Origin of the sequence: Actinoplanes sp. NBRC 101535 (assembly GCF_030269225.1) — a bacterium.
GTDB lineage: Bacteria > Actinomycetota > Actinomycetes > Mycobacteriales > Micromonosporaceae > Actinoplanes > Actinoplanes rectilineatus.
Genome location: NZ_BSSY01000011.1, coordinates 145,411 through 164,762 on the forward strand (window position 1 = coordinate 145,411; position 19,352 = coordinate 164,762).

At 73.0% G+C, this 19,352-nt stretch carries 18 protein-coding genes; 14 read left to right on the forward strand and 4 right to left on the reverse strand.

What is annotated here, in order from left to right:
* The first annotated feature begins 86 nt into the window (after positions 1-86).
* Genes QSK32_RS28460 through QSK32_RS28490 form a run of 7 tightly spaced genes read left to right on the forward strand, consistent with a single transcriptional unit; the run spans position 87 to position 6,986 of the window.
* Positions 87-1,223: a Gfo/Idh/MocA family oxidoreductase gene (locus QSK32_RS28460; RefSeq protein ID WP_285473656.1), complete on the forward strand. Its 1,137-nt coding sequence runs from the start codon at positions 87-89 to the stop codon at positions 1,221-1,223.
* Entirely contained in the window at positions 1,220-2,053 is an 834-nt protein-coding gene (locus tag QSK32_RS28465) for a sugar phosphate isomerase/epimerase family protein (RefSeq protein ID WP_285473657.1), read from the forward strand. Before QSK32_RS28460 ends, QSK32_RS28465 begins: the two co-directional genes overlap by 4 nt.
* Entirely contained in the window at positions 2,044-3,276 is a 1,233-nt protein-coding gene (locus tag QSK32_RS28470; RefSeq protein WP_285473658.1) for a M20/M25/M40 family metallo-hydrolase, read from the forward strand. Before QSK32_RS28465 ends, QSK32_RS28470 begins: the two co-directional genes overlap by 10 nt.
* Positions 3,273-4,373: an Ldh family oxidoreductase gene (locus QSK32_RS28475; protein WP_045744397.1), complete on the forward strand. Its 1,101-nt coding sequence runs from the start codon at positions 3,273-3,275 to the stop codon at positions 4,371-4,373. Before QSK32_RS28470 ends, QSK32_RS28475 begins: the two co-directional genes overlap by 4 nt.
* Positions 4,370-5,278, forward strand: a complete 909-nt coding sequence (locus QSK32_RS28480) for a Gfo/Idh/MocA family protein (protein WP_045744398.1) — start codon at positions 4,370-4,372, stop codon at positions 5,276-5,278. The genes QSK32_RS28475 and QSK32_RS28480 overlap by 4 nt, the downstream gene beginning before the upstream one ends.
* Positions 5,275-5,682 (forward strand): DUF6917 domain-containing protein, encoded by a 408-nt coding sequence (locus QSK32_RS28485; RefSeq protein ID WP_285473659.1) that lies wholly within the window; start codon positions 5,275-5,277, stop codon positions 5,680-5,682. The genes QSK32_RS28480 and QSK32_RS28485 overlap by 4 nt, the downstream gene beginning before the upstream one ends.
* Positions 5,682-6,986 (forward strand): NAD(P)/FAD-dependent oxidoreductase, encoded by a 1,305-nt coding sequence (locus QSK32_RS28490; RefSeq protein ID WP_045744400.1) that lies wholly within the window; start codon positions 5,682-5,684, stop codon positions 6,984-6,986. Before QSK32_RS28485 ends, QSK32_RS28490 begins: the two co-directional genes overlap by 1 nt.
* A 39-nt stretch (positions 6,987-7,025) precedes the next feature.
* Here QSK32_RS28490 and QSK32_RS28495 read toward each other — a convergent pair whose 3' ends face one another.
* Complete coding sequence (locus QSK32_RS28495; protein ID WP_045744401.1) at positions 7,026-7,562, reverse strand: EF-hand domain-containing protein; 537 nt, start codon at positions 7,560-7,562, stop codon at positions 7,026-7,028.
* Between the two features lie 134 nt (positions 7,563-7,696).
* On the opposite strand from QSK32_RS28495, the gene QSK32_RS28500 reads away from it, so the two are divergent.
* From QSK32_RS28500 to QSK32_RS28530, 7 genes are all read left to right on the forward strand, one after another.
* On the forward strand, positions 7,697-8,872 hold the full coding sequence (locus QSK32_RS28500; RefSeq protein WP_285473660.1) for a DegT/DnrJ/EryC1/StrS family aminotransferase: 1,176 nt from the start codon (positions 7,697-7,699) through the stop codon (positions 8,870-8,872).
* The gene (locus QSK32_RS28505) at positions 8,869-10,002 is read left to right on the forward strand and encodes a DegT/DnrJ/EryC1/StrS family aminotransferase (protein ID WP_045744403.1); all 1,134 of its coding nucleotides are present in this window, start codon (positions 8,869-8,871) and stop codon (positions 10,000-10,002) included. Before QSK32_RS28500 ends, QSK32_RS28505 begins: the two co-directional genes overlap by 4 nt.
* Complete coding sequence (locus QSK32_RS28510; RefSeq protein ID WP_285473661.1) at positions 9,999-10,937, forward strand: UbiA family prenyltransferase; 939 nt, start codon at positions 9,999-10,001, stop codon at positions 10,935-10,937. Before QSK32_RS28505 ends, QSK32_RS28510 begins: the two co-directional genes overlap by 4 nt.
* Positions 10,934-12,274 carry a protoporphyrinogen/coproporphyrinogen oxidase gene (locus tag QSK32_RS28515; RefSeq protein ID WP_285473662.1) on the forward strand — a complete coding sequence of 447 codons (1,341 nt, stop codon included), beginning with the start codon at positions 10,934-10,936 and terminating at the stop codon, positions 12,272-12,274. Before QSK32_RS28510 ends, QSK32_RS28515 begins: the two co-directional genes overlap by 4 nt.
* Entirely contained in the window at positions 12,271-13,803 is a 1,533-nt protein-coding gene (locus tag QSK32_RS28520) for a class I adenylate-forming enzyme family protein (RefSeq protein ID WP_045744406.1), read from the forward strand. Before QSK32_RS28515 ends, QSK32_RS28520 begins: the two co-directional genes overlap by 4 nt.
* Before the next feature lie 240 nt (positions 13,804-14,043).
* The gene (locus QSK32_RS28525) at positions 14,044-15,468 is read left to right on the forward strand and encodes an FAD-dependent monooxygenase (RefSeq protein WP_353050995.1); all 1,425 of its coding nucleotides are present in this window, start codon (positions 14,044-14,046) and stop codon (positions 15,466-15,468) included.
* Between the two features lie 44 nt (positions 15,469-15,512).
* Entirely contained in the window at positions 15,513-16,364 is an 852-nt protein-coding gene (locus QSK32_RS28530) for an LLM class flavin-dependent oxidoreductase (protein WP_045744408.1), read from the forward strand.
* Between the two features lie 46 nt (positions 16,365-16,410).
* Here the strand turns inward: QSK32_RS28530 and QSK32_RS28535 are convergent, their stop codons facing one another.
* The 3 genes from QSK32_RS28535 to QSK32_RS28545 form a co-directional block, all read right to left on the reverse strand.
* Positions 16,411-17,271 (reverse strand): hypothetical protein, encoded by an 861-nt coding sequence (locus QSK32_RS28535; RefSeq protein WP_285473663.1) that lies wholly within the window; start codon positions 17,269-17,271, stop codon positions 16,411-16,413.
* A 144-nt stretch (positions 17,272-17,415) separates the two neighbouring features.
* Positions 17,416-18,174, reverse strand: a complete 759-nt coding sequence (locus QSK32_RS28540; RefSeq protein ID WP_285473664.1) for an SDR family NAD(P)-dependent oxidoreductase — start codon at positions 18,172-18,174, stop codon at positions 17,416-17,418.
* A complete protein-coding gene (locus tag QSK32_RS28545) occupies positions 18,165-19,328 on the reverse strand; it encodes an alpha/beta hydrolase fold domain-containing protein (protein ID WP_285473665.1) in 1,164 nt (387 codons plus the stop codon). Before QSK32_RS28545 ends, QSK32_RS28540 begins: the two co-directional genes overlap by 10 nt.
* Positions 19,329-19,352 lie beyond the last annotated feature (24 nt).

Genomic DNA, 19,352 nt, shown 5'->3' on the forward strand with positions numbered 1-19,352 from the left:
CTTTCACGGGTTTTGTCCAGATTGTGGACGATTATGGACATAGTTGCCGACGTGAGTCACCCTGCGACACCAACCCCGGCCGACTGATGCCGGCCTCGCTGATCGTCGGGCTCGGCCGGGCCGGGAGCGGGCTGCACCTGCCCGCCCTGCACCGGCTCCCCGCCGCGATCCGGGCACCCGGCGATCCGGTCCTCGGCCTGGACCCGCACCTCGACCCGGGCGCCGACCTGCCCGGTCTGACCCGGGTCACCTCGGTCGCCGAGGCCGCGTCCCGGGCGGACGCGGCCACCACCGTGGTGCACCTGTGCACCCCGCCCACCGACCGGGCCGAGATCGCCGCCACCCTGGCCGCGCACGGGTTCCGTCGCCTGATCGTCGAGAAGCCGCTGGCCGCCGACGAGGACGAACTGGACGCGCTGCTCGCCGTGATCCGCGAACACCGGCTCTGCGTGGTGCCGGTGAGCCAGTGGCTGGACAGCGCGCTCACCACCCGGATCGAGAAGATCGTCGCCGACGGTGAACTGGGCCGGCTCACCTCGCTCGCGTTCCGCCAGCACAAACCCCGGTTCGCCCGGGGCCTGCGGGACCGGGAGCACCCGACCGCCTTCGACGTGGAGGCGCCGCACGCGCTCGGCGTCGCGCTCTGGCTGGCCGGGGCCGGCCGGGTCCGCAACGCCGGCTGGGACGACCTGCGGACCGAGGACGGTCTCGCCCCGCGACTCGGCGCGGCCTGGATGACCCTGGCGCACGCCGGTGGGGTGCGGACCCGGATCGACTCGGACCTGACCGCGCCGATCCGGGAACGGCGGGTGCACGCCCGGTTCACCGGCGGCAAGCTGACCGGCTGGTACCCGTGCAGTGAAGCCGACCACCACGCGCAGCTGGTCGTCGACGACGGGCGGCGGCGGACCCGGGTGACGTTCGCGGACGACGCGATGAGCGCGTGCCTCGCCGACGCGTACCGGCACTTCGCCACGTCGGCCGGACGGGACATCGCCGGCGTGGCGTTCCGGCTCGCGGTCAACGCCGAGGTCGTGCGCCTGCTGGCGGAGGCGAAACGCCGAGCCGGAATGCGCGCCGGGCTGCAGGCCGGAACGCGCGCCGGACCACAGGCCGGACCACAGGCCGGACCACAGGCCGGACCACAGGCCGGAACGGGCGCCGGACCACAGGCCGGAACGGGCGCTGGAATGCCGGCCGGGCTGCGCGAGGCGGTCCGGTGAGGCCGGGCGGGATCGGTGACGAGGCCGGCCGGGGACTGGACGCCCAGCTCGCCGCGCTCGACACGCTGGGCTGGCGGGAGCTGGAACTGCGGACCGTGGACGGGACCGCGATCGCCGACCTGGACGACCGTACGTTCGACCGGATCGCCGGCCGGCTGGCGGCCGACGGGATCACGGTGCCCTGCGTGGCGTCGCGGATCGGCAACTGGGCGCGGCCGGTCGACGGGGACTTCACCCTGGACCGGGACGAGCTGGCGCGTCTGCTGCCGCGGTGCGCGCGCCTCGGTACGCCGTACCTGCGGGTGATGTCCTGGCAGGCCGGGCAGGTGAGCGACGCGGAGTGGGGTGTCCTGGCCCGGCGGCGGCTGCGGGAGCTGTCCGAGCGCGCGGGCGAGGCCGGCGTCACCCTGGTCCACGAGAACTGCACCGGCTGGGCCGCGAAGGACCCGGACCGGATGCGCGAGCTGCTCCGGGCGGTGCCCGGCCTGCGGCTGCTGTTCGACATGGGCAACGGCATCGAGTACGGCTACCGCGCGCGCGACCTCCTCGGCGAGATCCTGCCGTGGGTGGTGCACGTCCACGTCAAGGATGCGGCCCGGGACGCCCGCGGGTGCACGTACACGAAACCGGGTGAGGGTGACGCCGACGTGGCCGGTTGCCTGCGCACGCTGCGGGACCACGGCTATGCCGGGGTGTTGTCCCTGGAGCCGCACGTCGGGATGCGCCCGCATCGCGCGCAGAGCGTGCCGGACGCCGAACTGGCCGCCGGTTTCGTGGCCGCCGGGCGGGCGCTGGCCGAGCTGTGCCGGGAGGCCGTGCCGTGTCGTTGACCTCCGGCGACAAGCGTCTGCTGCTGGAACTGCTGGACATCCCGACCGTCAGTCCGCTGGAGGGCGGCCCGTCCCGGATGACCCGGGCGCTGGACCGGTACGTGTCCGCCGCCGCCGAGGCCGGCCTGGTCCCGGTGCACCATCGCGCGCCGGCGCCGGCCGAGCTGACCGGTCCGCTGCCCGCGCCGGTCCGTGCGGCGCTCGCCGATCCGGGATACCTCGCCGGGCAGCCCAGCCTGGTGCTGCGACTCGGCCCGGAACTGCCGGCCGAGCGGACGGTGATGTTCAACGTGCACCTGGACACCGTCGCCGGGGTGTGGCCGGCCGGGTTCGACGGGCGGAGGTTCTCCGGTCGCGGCGCGATCGACGCGAAGGGCCCGGCGGTGGCGTTGCTGGCCGGTCTGCGCGCCGCCCGGTCGACGGTGGGCGGCCTGGGCAGCGGCTTCGGGGTGCTGGTGCAGGTGGTCGCCGGGGAGGAGGGCGGCGCGCTGGGCGTGATCGGCACCCGCCCGCTCGTGGAGGCCGGGTGGACCGGGCGTCTCAACGTCTTCTGCGAACCGACCGGCGGACGCGCGCTGCGGTCGTCGACGGCTGCGGCGACGGCCCGGATCCGGGTGGCCGGCGAGGACAGCGTCGATGACCGGCCGGGTGACGGGCACAACGCCACCGTGCTGCTCGGGTTCCTGGCGCAGCACCTGGCCCGGACCGTGCCCGGTCTCTGCGTCGCCGGCCTGCACACCGGTGACCGGCACAACCGGGTCTACGGCGGCGGCGACCTGCTGCTGAACCTTCCCTATCCGGACGCGGCGTCGGGTGTCGCCGGGGTGGCCGCCGTCGAGCGGGAGGTGGCGGCGGGCCTGGAGCTTTTTATCAGCATATTTGAAGAAATTCCCGGAATGATACTCACGGCTCGGGACGCTACGGCGATCACCACGGTCCGGTGGCTGAAACGCGATCTGCCGACCCTGGCAGCGGCCGAGGACCCGTTCCTGGACGGGCTGCTCGCCGCCGCCGACGTCCCCGCCTGGCCGGCCGGCGAGCCGGCGTTCACCTGCGACGCCATCTGGATGAGCAGCGGCACCTCCACGGTGATCCTCGGCCCCGGTGACCTGGCCGCGAACCGTGCCCACAGCGACGACGAATTCGCCGACCTGTCCGACCTGGACGCCTACGCCGCGACGGTCACCCGCGTGCTGCACGCCTTCGAAGGAGCAATCCCATGACACAGACTGTGGACGACCGTACGGTCCTGGTCGCGCACGACGACCTGCTGACCTTCGTGACCGCGGTGTTCACCGGCCGGGGCGTCCCGGTCCATCGGGCGCACCGCGCCGCCGACGCCCTGTGCTACGGCGACCTGACCGGCATGACCTCGCACGGCGTGGTCAACCTGACCCGGCTCTACCTGCCGCTGTTCGCCGACGGCCGGGTGGTGGCCGGCTCCGAGCCGCGGATCGTCTCGGACTGTGGCGCGGCCGTGCTGATGGACGCGGACCGTGCCCTGGGCCTGTCGGTCGCGGGTGAGGCGATGGACCTCGCCGCCGACCGGGCCGCCATCCTCGGTGTCGGCCTGGTCTCGGTCCGTGGCCTGACCCACGTGGGCTGCGCGGGACGGCACGCCCGGCGGGCCGCCGAACGGGGCATGGTCGGGATCCTGGCCTCCAACTGCGGACGGCAGCGGATCGTGCGCCCGCCCGGCGGCGCGGTGCCGATGCTGGGCACCAACCCGCTCAGCGTGGCCGCCCCGGCGGTCGGCCGGCACCCGTTCGTCCTGGACATGAGCACGTCGGTGGTGCCGACCGGCCGGATCCGGGCGGCGCAGCGGGCCGGTCACAGTATCCCGGCCGGATGGCTGTGCACCGACGGCGGCCAGCCGGTCACCGACCCGGGGGCGTTCGACCGCGGCGAGGCGCACCTGCAGTGGCTCGGCGGCGGCGCGCAGACCGGCGGTTTCAAGGGGTTCGGCCTGGGGCTGGCGGTGGAGATCCTGGCCGCGCTGGTGTCCGGGTCGGGCCGCGGCCCGGACGCGGCGGCGGTCGCCGGGGACCGCGGACGCGACGACGACATCGGCCTGCTGGCGGTGGCCATCGCCCCGGACGCGCTGCGTGACCCGGCGGCGGTGGCGGCCGACGCGACGGCCCTGTTCGACAGCCTGATCGACTGCCCGCCGGCCGGGACCGACCCGGTCCGCTACCCGGGCTGGCTGGAGGGGGAGCGGGCCGCGTACCGGCGGGCCGGCGGGGTGCCGATGCCGGCCGGGCTGGTCGACGAGCTGGACGAGGTGGCCCGGGCCGAGGGTGTCCGGCCGGTGGTCCGGTGAGCCGGCCGCTGCGGGTCGGCCTGGTCGGGCTGGGGGTGATCGCCCGCTACTACCGGGCGGCGCTGGACCGCAGCCGGGACGCCGAACTGGTCGCGGTCTGCGACCGGGACCCGAGCCGGTTCGCCGACTACCGGGGTGTCCGGCACCGGTGCACCCGGCACGAGGAACTGATCGCCTCCGGCCGGGTGGACGCGCTGGTGATCACCACGCCGAACGACAGCCACGCCGTGATCGCGGGCGACGCCCTGGCCGCGGGCCTCGCGGTGTGCGTGGAGAAGCCGCTTGCGGTACGCCTGGCCGACGGTGAACGACTGCACCGGCAGGCCCAGGCGAGCGGCGGGGTGCTGATGACCGCGTTCCACCGGCGGTACAACGCCGGACTGCGGGACCTGCCGTCCGGGATCACCGGGATCACCGTGCGTTACCGGGAACGGATCGAGGAGCATGTCGGCGAGGACGCCTGGTACCTCGATCCGCGGCGCTGCGGTGGCGGTTGCGTGGCGGACAACGGGCCGAACGCGTTCGACCTGGTCCGGTTCTGCTCCGGGGACGGTGCGGTCCGGCTGCTCGGCGCGACGGTCGAACGGGACGCGGAGGGGGTCGACCGGCGGGCCGACATCCGGTTGGAGGCGCTGTCCCCGGACGGGCGGGTGATTCCGGCGCGGGTCGAGCTGGACTGGGCGTATCCGGGGGAGCACAAGGTGGTGGAACTCGACCTGGCCGGCGGGGGCCGCCACGTGGTGGATCTGCTGGCGGGCCACCCCGGGTTCAAGGAGTCGCTCTGGCACGAATACGAGGGCATCGTCTCTGATCTCGTCAAGAATCCGGACCTGACCGATGCCGGGCTGTCGGCACTGCGCCTGGTCGACGCGGTGTACGGCGCGGAACTGGCGGCGGCCCGGTGAACCCGCACGAGGACGGCCCGAAACGGGTCGTCGAGGCGGTGCTCGTCAAGGTTCTCACCCACCGCCGCGACGACAGGGGGATGACCCTGGAGTCGTACGCCAGCCGCTGTGTCCGCCGGGGTGAGGTGCACGAGTTGCTCACCACCGACCACGAGTACACCGATCCGCGGATGGACCGTGTCGGCTTCCTCGGGTTCGCCGAGGTCACCACGGCCGGGGTGCTGGACCGCGGCGACGAGGTGCTGGCCGGTGACCGGGTGATCGGCACGGTGCTCGGGTTCGACGCCTGCCACTTCCCGAACCACTACAACATCCTGATCCGCCGGGACACCCCGGTCACCGGGCCGGAGCTGGGCCTGACCCCGGAGGCGGCGATCAGTTTCCGACAGGCGAGGGGGTCGTGATGGACCGGGTGATCGTCGCCGGTGGGGGCATGGGCGGTCTGCTGGCCGCCCACGTGCTGCGCCGGCACGGGGTACGCGAGGTGCTGCTGATCGAGCCGGACCCGGGTTATCCGGACGGCGGGATCCGGTCCGGCGTCCCGCAGGGCCCGCAGCTGCACGTGCTGCTGCGGATGGGCGGTGAGCTGCTGGAGCGCTGGCTGCCCGGGATCGGCGCGGAACTGGCGGGGGCCGGGGCGACGCCGTGTGGGGTGGGCCGGACCGCGGTGCTGGCGATCGACGGCCGGGCGTTCCCCGGGGACGGCACCGAGACGCTGCTCGGGGTGAGCCGGCCGATGCTGGAGGACGTGGTGCGGCGGCGGGTGCTCGCCGACACCGGGATCCGGGTGCTGCCGGACCGGGTGGCCGGTCTGCTGCTGGCCGGCGACCGGGTGACCGGGGTGCGCACGTCGTCGGGGGAGTGCCTGGACGGCGTCTGTCTGGTGGTGGACGCGACCGGGCGGTCCGGCGGGCTGGACCGGTGGTTGCAGCGGGCCGGCCGCGGTGTGGTGCCCAAGCAGCGGATCCGGCTGGATCTGGGGTACTCGACGGCGTACTTCACCCGGGCCGGGGACGAGATGGACGGCCTGCACCTGGTGAACCATGCCCGGTCGGCGGCCCACCGCAGGCCGGGGGTGGGTTCGATCGCCGCCTACGAGGGTGGCCGCTGGGGCGTGATGATGAGCGGGTTCGGCGACGACCGGCCGCGGCCCTGCGCGGACGACTTCCTGGCCCGGGCCGCGCGGGAGTCGTCGCCGTACTTCCGGCGGGTGTGCCGGCGCGAGAACCTGCTCGGGCCGGTGCACACCTATCACTTCCCGGGGCAGGTACGCCGGGACTGGCATCGTCATCCGGGTCTGCCGTCCGGGGTGCTGCCGATCGGTGACGCGGTGGCCTCGTTCAACCCGGTGTACGGGCAGGGCATGACGGCGGCCGCGTTGCACGCCTCGGCGCTGGACTCCTGGCTGGCGTCGGGTCCCGACCCGGCCCGCCCGGCCACCCGCTATCTGGGTTGTCTGCGGGTGGTGACCGATGTGGCGTGGCAGGCGACGGCGACCCAGGATCTGCGGCTGCGTCATGTCACCGGGGACCGCCCGCGGGACTGGCTGCTGGTGCGCACCCTGGGGGAGCTGGTGCGGCTGGGGGCGATGCGTGATCCGGAGATCTCCCGGGACTTCCTGCGGGTGACCGGTCTGCGCGCGCATCCGAGTCTGCTGGCCACCCCGCGGATGCTGGTCCGTGCGCTGGCGGCGCTGATGAGCAGGTGACGCGGTGTGCCCCTGCACCAGGGGCACACCGCGCGGTTCTCAGCGTCCGAGCAGCGGGACGTCGAGCTTGCCCTCGTGGTAGTCACGGACCGCCTGGACCAGTTCGTCGGTCGTCAGCGTGCCGCTCTTGTTGCTGTCCAGCCGCTCGAACAGCTGCGCCGGGTCGTTCGGGACACCGATGGCGTTGAGCCAGCGGGCGAACTCGTCCCGGTCGACCTCACCGTCGTCGTCCTCGTCGGCCAGGTTCGCCACCGCGGCGATGCACGGGCGCAGCACCTCGGCGAAGCCCTGCTCGCCGCGGTCCAGCATGGACTTCTCGCTGGCGGCGTTGAACTGCTCGGGGTTCAGGGCACCGGTCTCGGCGATACCGCCGGACTTGGCCGCGATCGTCCACATGTTGCGGTAGGCGTCCAGGACGGCCTTGCCCTTGGTGGTGGTCTCCGCCTCGCTGAACGAGGAGAGGATGCGACGGGCCTCGGCTTCGTAGTCGGACTTGTCGACCTGGCCGTCGCCGTTGGCGTCCCACAGCTCGAAGCGCTGTTCCAGCCGCTGACGCTGAATGGTGTTCGCTGACATGGTTCCTGCCTTTCCTCGATGAAAGGGATCTTGCTTACAAAGAGTTACACCATGACTCCTCTAAGTAGCTGAAATTCGGGATGAACGGCGCGCGTCGGATTGCACCAAATTTTCCGGTATGTCACGTTCGTGCCATGACTGTCACGCAGGAACCGGCGCGCAGCGCCCGCATCCCGTTCTTCACCCAGGCGGCGATGTTCACCCGGACGTGGCCCTCGATCAGCGCCCGCCTCGACGGCGTCTACGCCGACGGGAAGTTCTCGCACGGCACCGGCGTCCGCGACTTCGAACACGCCCTCGCCGCCTGGACCGGCGCCCGCTACGCCATCGGCGTCAACTCCGGCACCGACGCCCTGGTCCTGCTCCTGCGGGCCGCCGGACTGCGCCACGGCGACGAGGTGGTGGTCCCCGCGTACGGGTTCGTCGCCACCGCCTCGGCCGTGGTCCTGGCCGGCGGCCGCCCCCGCTTCGCCGACATCGACCCGGCGGCGTACGCCCTCGACCCGCACGCCGCCGAGGCCGCGATCACCCCGGACACCCGGATGGTCCTGCCCGCGCACATGTTCCACCGCCTCGCCGACCTGGCCGCCCTCACCACCGTCACCGACCGCCACGGCCTCACCCTGGTCGAGGACAGCGCCGAAGCGATCGGGATGCGCCGCGCGGGCCGGCACGCCGGGCTCTTCGGCGCCGGTGGCGTGCTGTCGTTCTTCCCCAGCAAGACGCTCGGCGCCATCGGCGACGCCGGCGCGGTCCTCACCGACGACCCGCGGATCGCCGAGAAGGTCACCGCCCTGCGCCACCACGGGCGGCCCGGCCCGACCCTGGCGGACTTCGCCGCCATCAACACCGGCAGCGAGCACTGGGGTCACAACTCCAAGATGGACGACATCCAGGCCGCGGTGCTGCACGCCAAGCTGGCGAGCCTGGACGCGGCCATCGCGCGACGGCGGGTGCTCGCGGACGCGTACACGAGAAGGTTGTCGGGTCTTGCCGGTGTCCGCCGCCTGCCGGAACCGGCACACGGCGAGGAACCGGTGTTCTACGTCTATCTGATCGAGGTCGAGGACCGCGACGCCCTGGCCCGGCACCTGGCCGCCGCCGGCATCGGCACCGAGGTCTACTACCCGCGCCCGCTGCCCCTGCAGCCGTGCTTCGCCGATCTCGGCCACCGGCCCGGCGAGTTCCCGCACGCCGAGGCGGCCTGCCGGCACGCGCTGGCCCTGCCGCTGCACCCGGACCTCGGCGACGACGAACTGGACCGGGTCTGCGAGCACATCGCCGCGTTCTACACCGGCGGTGCCCGATGATCCCGTTCTTCCCGCCGGACCTGTTCGACGACGACCGGCCGGTCTTCGACGACCTGCTGCGGCAGCTCGGCGCCGAACCGGACCAGCAGTTCATCCTCGGCCCGCGGACCGCCCGGCTGGAGGCCGCGCTCGCCGTCGAGACCGGCGCCGCCGACGTGGTGGCCTGCGGCAGCGGCACCACCGCGCTGACCATGCTGCTGCACGCCCTCGGCGCGGGACCCGGCGACGACGTCGTGGTGCCCGCCTTCGGCTGCGCACCGCTGGCCGCCGCGGTGATGGCGATCGGCGCCACCCCGGTCTTCGCCGACATCGACCCGGTCACCCTGACCCTCGACCCGGCCGCCGCCGAGGCCGCGATCACCCGGTGGACCACGGTACTGATCGCGGCACACCAGTTCTCGGTGATGGCCGACATGCCACGGCTGCGCGCGGTCGCCGACCGGCACGGCCTGAAACTGATCGAGGACTCCGCGGTCGCCCAGGGCGCCCGCCTCGGCGGTGTTCCGGCCGGGCTCTGGGGCGACGCCGGACTGTACTCGTTCGTGCAGGTCAAGACGTTCGGCATGCCGGGGGAGGGCGCGGTCGTGGTGACCGGCGACCCGGAACTCGGCCGGACCCTGCGGCAGCTGCGCAACCACGGCCAGGACGGCGTGACCCGTTTCCTGCACCATCGGATCGGATGGAACAGCCGGTTCGACGAGATCCAGGCGGCGTACCAGCTGCACCGGCTGCCCGGACTGGCCGCCCGCCTGGAACGCCGGGCCACGATCGGCCGCTACTACACCGGGCGGTTCGCCGGCCTCGCCGGGCGGGGCATCCAGGCGCCGCCGGACACCGCCGACGGGCGCTGCTACTACGTCTACAACCTGCTCGCCGACGACCGCGACGCCCTGGCCGCGCACCTGGCGGCGGCCGGGGTCGGCACGCACGTCTACTACCCGGTCGCCCTGCCCCGGCAGCGGGCCTTCTCCGCGTCCGTCCCGCGGCGGGCCACCTGGCCGGCGGCGGAGTCCGCCGCCCGGCGCTGTCTGGCCCTGCCGATCTATCCGCACCTCACCGACGACCAGGTCCGGCACATCGCGGACGCGGTCCGCGCGTTCGTCCCGCACGGTGCGGCGGTGCGGCCATGACGGTCTTTCCCGGGGTACGCCCCACCGTCGGCGCCTATGCGCGGCTCGCCAAACTCGACGTCTTCGACTACTACCTGGCCGTGCCGCTGGCCTGGACCCTGCTCCCCGGCCCGGCCGCGACCGACCCGCGGATCCTGGTGACGCTGCTGCTCTGCCTGGCCGGCACGGTCGCGCTGCTCGGCGCGGGCGTCGCGCTCGACGACATCACCGGGTACGCCGACGGCAGCGACGCCGCGAACTACCGGTCCGACGCGGCCAACCGGCGACTCGCCCGCAAACCGCTGCTCACCGGCGAACTGACCGTCGACCAGGCGCGCGCCTTCGCGATCCGGTCCGCAGCCGCCGGACTGCTCTGCTGGCCCGCCGCGTGGGCGCTGAGCCCGGGACGGCCGGCCGGGCCACTCGTGCTGATGGCGGTGTGCGCGGCGCTCGCCCTCGGCTACTCGGCCGGACCGAAGTTCAGCTACCGCGGCGGCCAGGAACTGACCCTGGTCGGCTTCGGCGCCGGGGTGCTGGTGATCGCGTACGGGCTGGTCACCGGCCAGATCACCGCCGGGCTGGTGGTGCTCGGCGTGCTGTTCGGCATCGGTCCGCTGATCTTCGGCCTGTACGCGAACGCCGGGGACGCCGCCGGTGACGCGGCCGCCGGGCGCCGCACCCTGGCGACCATGGTGCCGCCGCGGGCGTACCGGCTGGTGATCCTGCTGGTGGTCCTGCTCGAGACCGGGGTGCTGGCCGGCGCCGTGCTGACCGGGATCTCACCCCCGCTGCTGGCCGTCGTCTACGCGCCGGTACTGGCGCTGCGCGGGGCACAGACCGGGATCGGGCTGGTCCTCGGTGATGGTCTCGCCGCCCGCAGACTCGGCATCCGTACCCATCGCCTGGGTGTGTTCCTGATCGGTCTTTCCGCTCTGCTCGGGGAGGTCCTGCCGTGACCGACATCGACGTCGCCGTGGTCGGCGCCGGACCGGCCGGGCTCGCGGTGGCCGACCTGCTGCGCCGGGCCGGACGGGACGTGCAGGTCTTCGAGGCGGAGACCGTGGTCGGCGGGCGGATGGCCACGCTGCGCCGCGACGGCTGGACCCTGGACCGCGGCGCCGAGTTCCTGTCCCGCCGCGGCTACCCGGCCACCTGGCGGCTCATCCACCGGTTCGGGCTGCGGCCCGGCACCGACGTGCTGCGCATGCCGGGGGTCGCCGCGACCTGGCGCGACGGAGTCGCCTACCCCGGACTCGCCGACCCGTTCTCCCGGCACGCCGGAGGTCTCTCCGCGCGCGGCCGGGCCGCCCTGCTGCGCTTCGCCGCCGACCTGGCCCGGCCCTCCGCCCGGCTCGACCCGGACCATCCGGAACGCGCCGGTGTCGGCGCCGCGACCGTCGCCGACCTGGCCGCGCGGTACGGCGGCGAACTCGTCGACCGACTGCTCGCGCCCCTGGTCGCGGGCATGTTCGGCTGGCACGCCGACCGCAGCGCGGCCGCGCCGTTGCTGGCCAACCTGGCCGCGGTCGGCGGGCAACGCCACTGGCGGACCTACGCCGGCGGCATGGACACCCTGGCCCGCCGGATGGCCGACCGGCTGCCCGTCCACCTCGGGGCGCCGGTCCACGAGGTGGTCACCGACGCCGGAACGGCACGGGTGAGCGTCGGGACGCGTACCTGGACGGCGACGACCGTGGTGATCGCCCTGCCGGCACCCCTCGCCCTGCGGGTGCACCGCAACCCGGACCCGGACGACCTGCCGTTCCTGGCCGCGGCGACCTACACCCGGGCGATCCGGCTGTCCTGCCTGCTGGACCGGCCGGTGCACCCCGCCGGCCGCACCCCGGTGCACATGCTCGCCGTGCCCGAGGCGGAGAGCCCGCTGCTCACCGGCCTGCTCGCCGACCACCTGCGGCACCCCGGCCGGGTGCCGCCCGGCAGGGGCCTGGTCTCGATGCTCGTCGCGCCCCGCGTCGCCGGTGACCTGCTCGACACCGGCGACACCGAGCTCACCGACCTGCTCACCACCGAGGCCGAACGGTTCCTGCCCGGCCTGCGCGCCGCCACGCTGGCCACCGTGGTCAGCCGGTTCCGGTACGCGCTGCCGGAATGCACGCCGGCCGCGCTCGCCCTGCGGCCGGCGTTCCTCGACCGGCCGGTGCGCACCGTCGAGTACGCCGGCGACTGGCTCCTGCAACGCCCCAGCAGCGAGGGCGCCCACCGGTCCGCCGAACTCACCGCCGGCCGGCTGTGCGCCGGCCGTTCCGTACCACTCCCGGAGGTCGTCCGATGAAACCACTGGACCTGGGCACCCTGTTCGACACCCTCGCCGACCGGAACTCACCCACCGTCGTCCACCTCGAACGGCCCTTCGACGTCGCACCGGACGGCGGCACCGCGTACACGATCCCGGACCTTGCCGGACTCGTCCGCGACCTGGCCGCCGGGATCGCCGCGGCCGGAGTCCGCCCCGGCCAGCACGTGGCCGTCTGCAAGCCGAACCACTGGGACATCATGCTGCTGGCCTGTGCGGCCATCCGGATCGGCGCGGTACCCGCCCTGCTCTCCGACCACCTGTCCGCCGCCGCGCTGCGGATCCTGCTGGAACGCCTCGACCCGGCCCTGCTGATCGCCGGACCGGACACCGGCTGGACCGGCCGCACCGTCGCGGTGCGGGACCTGCGGGGAAGCGGCGCCGACCCGGTGGTGCACCGGCGCCCCGACGACGCGCCGCTGATCGTCAACCACACCTCCGGCACCACCGGCGTACCCAAACTGGTGGTGCACTCGACCGCCACGCTGATCCGGCGGCTCGCCGACTTCGAGGCCAGCCCGATGCCACTGCTCACCGCCACCCGTAAGGACGTGGTGGCCAGCGCCATCTCGTTCGCGCACGGACGGGCCGTCACCTGGACGCCGAGCGCGCTCTGGCACCGGCCGCGGAAACTGCTGATCGTGACGGGCGACGATCCGCGTACCGCCCTGCCGCTGTTCACCGAACACCGGCCCACCATCGTCGAGTGCCTGCCCGCCACCTACGTCCGCTGGCAGAACGACGCCGCCGCCCGCCGGCACGGCCCGTTCCGCGACGTCCGCCTGTTCATCAGCACGTTCGACGCGGTGCACCCGAGCACCGTCCGCGGCTACCTGGCCGCCAGCCACCGCCGGTTCCCGCTGTGGCTGCAGGGCTGGGGGCAGACCGAGACCGGACCGCTCACCCTGCGCGTGATGACGCGGCGGTCCGTCGACCGCCGCCGGCTGCGCCCGACCACCCGGCACCTGGGCTGGCCGGTGCCGTTCCGGACCCGCCTCAAGGTGGTCGACCCGGAGACCCTGATCGACCTGCCCGCCGGTCAGCCCGGCCTGATCCTGGCCCGGACCGGCGCCCGCTGCCTCGGGTACGTGGCCGAGGAGGAACGCTGGCACAGCAAGGTCGACGGCCGCTGGTTCCACACCGGCGACATCGGCCTGGTCGACCGGCTCGGCGGGGTCCGGCTGCTGGACCGCGAGGTGGACACCGCGCCCGGCCTGAGCTGCATGGAGATCGAGGACCTGATCGACGACCGGCTGCCCGAGGTGACCGAGTGCGTGCTGCTCGGCAGCCCCGGACGGCTGCCGCTGCCGGTGCTGACCACCACGAGCGGCCGCCTCGACGAGGACGCCTGGGCGGAGGCGGTGGCCGACCTGCCGCCGCTGGGCCGTCCGGTGCTGCTGCCGGAGGGCGACATGCCGCGTACCGCCACCGGCAAGGTCCGCCGTCTCGAACTGCGCGGACGGCTGGCCGGTCTCGCCGCGGGCCACGGCAGCGGCCGCTGGACGTAGGCCTGGACGTTCGCCCGGGACCACCGCCTCGACCAGGTGGTGGTCCTCGGCGCGTCGCATCCGCGGTAAAGGACTTGCCGGGGTGATCGGGGAGCTTGTAACGTGCGGGCGTCCGTGACACGGCCCGAGGAGGTGAGACCCATGAACGCTGTCGCTGTGGGTGCTCCCCCTGCCGTCACGGCCGGGCGATCGACGTAGGTGTCGCCGGGAGCGCCAGAGGCACTTCCGAAAGGCAACACCATGCTTGTGTACGACGTGATCATCGCCGGCGCCGGTCCGGCCGGCACGATGCTGGCCGCCGAGCTCAGACTCCACGATGTGCGGGTCCTCGTCCTGGAACGTGACACCGAGCCGGTGTCCGCGGCCCGGATCGTCAGCCTGCAGATCCGCAGCCTCGAGATCCTCGCCATGCGCGGCCTGCTGGACCGGATCCGCGCCCACGGCCGGCAGCGCCCGGCCGGTGCCTACTTCGCCGCCATCGACAAGCCCGCCCCGCCGCATCTGGACACCGCCCACGGCTATCTCCTGGGCGTGCGACAGCCGGTCCTCGTCGACCTGCTCGAACAGCACGCGATCACGCTCGGCGCGGAGGTCCGCCGTGGCGCCGCGGTGACCGGATTCGACCAGGACCCGGACGGGGTGACCGTCGCGTTGGCCGACGGCTCCCGGGTGCGGGCGCGCTATCTGGTCGGCTGTGACGGTGGGCGCAGCAGCGTACGCAGAATCCTGGGTGTCGGTTTTCCCGGCGAACCCGCCCGGTTCGACACGCTGATGGGTGAGGTGCGATCGGACCTGCCCCCGGACGGGATCGCCGCGCGGGTGGCCGAGATCCGCAGGTCCCGGCCACGGTTCGGCTTCGATCCGATCGGGGCGGGCGCCTACCGGGTGCTGATCCACGAGGTCCCGGTCGGCGATCACCGCGAGCCGCCCACCGCCGAGGATTTCCGCGAGCATCTGCGGGCCGTCGCCGGTACCGACTTCGGCGTCCACACCGTCGGGTGGTCGTCCCGGTTCGGCGACGCCACCCGGCTGGCCGACAGTTATCGGGTGGGGCGGGTGCTGCTGGCCGGCGACGCGGCGCACATCCACCCGCCGATCGGCGGCCAGGGCCTGAACCTGGGTCTGCAGGACGCCGTGAACCTGGGGTGGAAACTGGCCGCCGAGGTCCACGGCCGGGCGTCTGACACCCTGCTGGACACCTACGAGTCGGAGCGCCGCCCGGTGGCCGCGGAGGTGCTGGCCGTCACCCGTGCCCAGGTCGCCCTGCTCTCCCCGGGCCCCGGGGCGGAGGCGTTGCGCAGGCTGTTCACTGAACTCATGGACCTCGACGAGGTGAACCGTCACCTGCTGGCGAAGATGACCGCCATCGGGGTCCGCTACGACTGCGGCCCGGGTCCCGACCTGCTGGGCCGCCGCCTGCCCGACCCCGAGGGCCGCTTCCACCCCGTGATGCACCGGGGCCGGGGGCTGCTCGTGGACCGGACCGGCACGCTGACGGCCGGTGCCTGGTCGGACCGGGTCGACCGTCTCGACGACCCGGACGTCGGTCTGTCAGTTCTGGTACGCCCGGACGGCCACGTGGCCTGGATCGGTGCCGAGCAGCAGACCCTGGATGTTCATCTGGCCCACTGGTTCGGGCGAGCGGAAGTCCACAGTGCTGTCTAGGCTGTTTCGTTGAGGAAACAAATAGCTCTACGGAAGAAGGCGCTGTGAAGATCGGAATCGGTATCCCGAACCAGATCGCGAACGTCGACCCGGCGATCATCCCCGAGTGGGCGCGCCGGGCCGAAGCGGCCGGCTTCTCGTCGCTCGGCACGGTCGGCCGTATCGCCTTCCCCGGTGTGATGGACACCGTCGCCCTCGCCGCGGCCGCCGGCGCCACCAGCACCATCGGCCTGTTCACCAATGTCCTGCTCGGCCCGGTCTGGCCGGCCGTCCTGCTCGCCAAGGAACTGGCCGGCATCGACGGCGTGTCCGGCGGACGGCTCACCCTGGGAATCGGGCTCGGCGGGCGCGACGACGACTTCGTCGCCGAGGGCCGCGGACCGCGGGGCCTCGGCAAACGCTTCGACGCCGACCTGGAGACCTACCGGGACGTGTGGGCGGGCAAGAACCTGCCCGGCAGCGACCAGCCGGCCGTGCCCGCCGGCACCCGGCAGATCCCGCTGATCTTCGGGGGCAACGCGCCGGCCACCTTCGCCCGGGCGGCCCGCCTCGGCGAGGGGTACGTCGCCGGCTCGGTCCCGGCCGCGTACGCCGCCCAGCCCTTCGACGCGATGCGGGCCGCGTGGAAGGAGGCCGGCCGCACCGGCGAGCCCCGCCTGATCGGCATCGGCTACGCCACGATGGGTGACCTCGAGGTGGCCAAGGCCAACGTCCACGAGTACTACAAGGTCATGCCGGAGTTCCTCGACCTGGTCCTCTCCGGTGTCACCGGTGGTGCGCAGGCCATCCGTGACGCCGTCAAGATCTACGAGGATCACGGCGCGGACGAGTTCATCATCAACCCGGCCACCACCGACCTCGACGAGATCGAGCGGATCGCCGAGGTCGTCCTCTGATCCCATCCCGGGGCCGGCCCGGCGTCCGCCGTGGGCCGGTCCCGGGTCACAGCAGGGTGTCGATGAGCTTGGTGGCCCGCTCCTCGTGCTTGTCGTACGCGTCCGGCAGCGCCGACCGCTGCACCGCCTGCGCCGCCTCGCCGAAGTCCTTGTCCTCCCAGTCGTCCACCTTGAGCAGCCGGTCGTAGAAGACGTCCGCGGCGTACGTCGGGTTCATCAGCTCCTTGACACTGCCCCACCCCTGACTCGGGCGCTGCTGGAAGACGCCGAGCGAGTCGAAGTCGTCGCCGGTCCCCTCGTGCGGCCGCTTGAGGGACGCCGGGATGGTGGTGTTGGCCAGGTTGCGCAGGCTGGACTCCTGCAGACCGGTCATCAGCGCCACCTGCATCGCCCGGCGGGGGAGTTTCCGCTTGCGGGCGACCTCGACGATCACCACCGCGTTGTTCATCTGCGTCTGGTTGAGGCCGGCGATCGGCTCGGGTGGTCGGGTCGACTTGGACGCCTTCGGTGTCGCCTTGGCGGAACCGGACGGCGCCGCGGCGGCGGACGGCTTGGCCGAGGCGCTCACCTGCGGGGCGACGCCCGCCTGGGCCCGCGGAACTTCGACCGCGTCGTCCGGCCCCTGCAGGAAGGCAGCGTCGATGATCAGCGGCATGTCGGTCAGGCGGTCGGTGCCGCCGACGGCCACGAACCCGCCCACGGTGGCCGAGAGGAGGCTCACCGCGATCAGGACGGATTTCGTACGCCCCGACCGCCGCGCCCGATGCCGGCGTTTGCGGCTCGTGGACCAGTCGTTCGCGTACATGTTCGGCCCGGAGCCGGACCACGAGTTGTCGTCCGAGTCCAGGTATGCGACACGCTGCCGCCGATACTGCCCGGGCTCATCCGGGTACTCCGGGTCAGTCACTCCTTCGGGGCGCGCTGTTTCGTCGGTTCCTGTGGGATGATCCGAGTACGCCGGATTCACGAACGAGACCATCCTTCCGCATGCCTGCAGTTCTTCCCTGGCAATACGGTGGCTGTGTGGTCTTCGGATCAATCCCGTGACGAACTAGATGTTGTAACCTCCGGACACCTCGATGTCCTGTGCGGTCACCCACGCGCAGTCCGGGGTGAGCAGCGTGGCGATCACCGCACCGATGTCGTCGGGTTCGCCGACCCGGCCCAGCGCGGTCTTCGCCGCCAGAGCCGGGATGACCTCGGGATATCGCTCGAAGGCGTCGTCGGCGATCCGGGTCCGGGTGGAGCCGGGCGAGACAGCGTTGACCCGGATGCCACGCGGGCTCAGCTCCTTGGCCAGATACCTGGTCAGGACCACCAGGGCACCCTTCAGTGAACCGTAGGCGGAGTAGCCCGGCTCCAGCCCGGCGAACGACGCGGAGTTGCTGGCCACGTTGACGATCGCCCCGCCGTCGGCGAGCAGCGGCAGGAGCGCCTGGGTCAGGAAGTACGGGCCTTTCAGGAGCACCCGCTGGAGGTCGTCGAACATGGCCTCGGTGGTCTCCGGGAACGGTGCCGAACCACTGGCACCCGCGTTGTTGACCAGGAAGTCGAAATCGTCGCGCTGCCACGTCGAGCGGAGGGTGGCGGTCAGCGCGTCGCGGAAGGTCGGAAACGATGTGGACTGCCCGAGATCGAGCGGCAGTGCCACGGCGGTGCCGCCCTCCTTCTCGATGGTGGCGACGGTGTCCCGGGCTCCGGCCGGATTACCGCGAAAGGTCAGGATGACTCCGGTGTCGCGACGGGCGATGTGGACGGCGGCGCTCTGTCCGATCCCGGAGCTGGCACCGGTGATGACAGCTACCCGCATGATCGGACCGCCTTGTCGCCGGACAGCAGACGGGCCAGCCAGTCGCCGCGGGTCCGGCGCGCGGCCACCGCGATAGCGGCGTCAGGGAAGAGCGCGTCGAAACCGTGGCACCCGCCGGACCAGACGTGCAACTCGGCGCTGCCGCCGGCGGTCCAGATCCGGTTCGCGAACGTGACCGTCTCGTCCCGGAACACCTCGGCCGAACCGCAGTCGAGGTAGGTGGCGGGCAGGCCGGCGAGGTCACCGGCGAGCGCCGGTGACTCGTACCAGGAAAGGGACCGCCAGGCGAAGGCGTTGGCCTCCCGGGTCCAGACGGCCGGTACGCCGGAGAACTGCCGGGCCGAGACGGTGTCGTTGCGGTGGTCGAGCATCGGGCCGATCAGGATCTGGCCGGCGATGGTCGGTCCGTTCCGGTCGCGGGCCATCAGGGTGACGGCGGCCGCGAGCCCGCCGCCCGCGCTGGCGCCGGCCACGATGATCCGCTCCGGGTCGATACCGAGTTCGGTGGCGTGCTCGGCGATCCAGGTCAGGCCCCGGTGGCAGTCCTCGGCGGCGGTGGTGCCGGTGAACTCGGGCGCGAGCCGGTAATCGACCGTGACGACGACGGCGCCGAGCCGGTCCTGCCACTCCAGAGGGATGTCGATCTGGGACCAGCGGTTGCCCATCACCATGCCGCCGCCGTGGATCCAGTAGACGCAGGGTGCGTTCGTGGCCGGAGCGCCCTCCGGCCTGATGATCGACAAAGTGTCGCCGATGTTCTCCACGGGCCGCTCCGGCGGGGGTGCGTCCGCAAACGTGCGGATCATGTCCAGGGAGGAGGCGGTGAGGTCCGGCATCGCCGGCAATCCGGCCAGCAGGGTGGAGAGTTCCGGATCGTAGCTGGGGCGCGTGGTGACCCGCAGCAGCGGCTGCAACGCGGCGACCAGGGCCTGCGCGGGTGCGGTGCCGAAGAAGGCGCGGTGGGCCGCCTCGCTGGTCCAGCCCTCGGTGACGTGGATCGTGTCCGGGTCGGTGTCCGAACGGTCGACCACGAAGGTGACACAGTCCGGATGGGGCACGGCGGGCGCGTCGTTCAGCAGCGCCACCACCTCGTCGCCGTGGCCGGGCAGGGCGGTCACCGTGGCGTGGAATCCGTAGCCGCTGTCCATGCTCATTCCTCGCTCACTCCTCTCAACGGG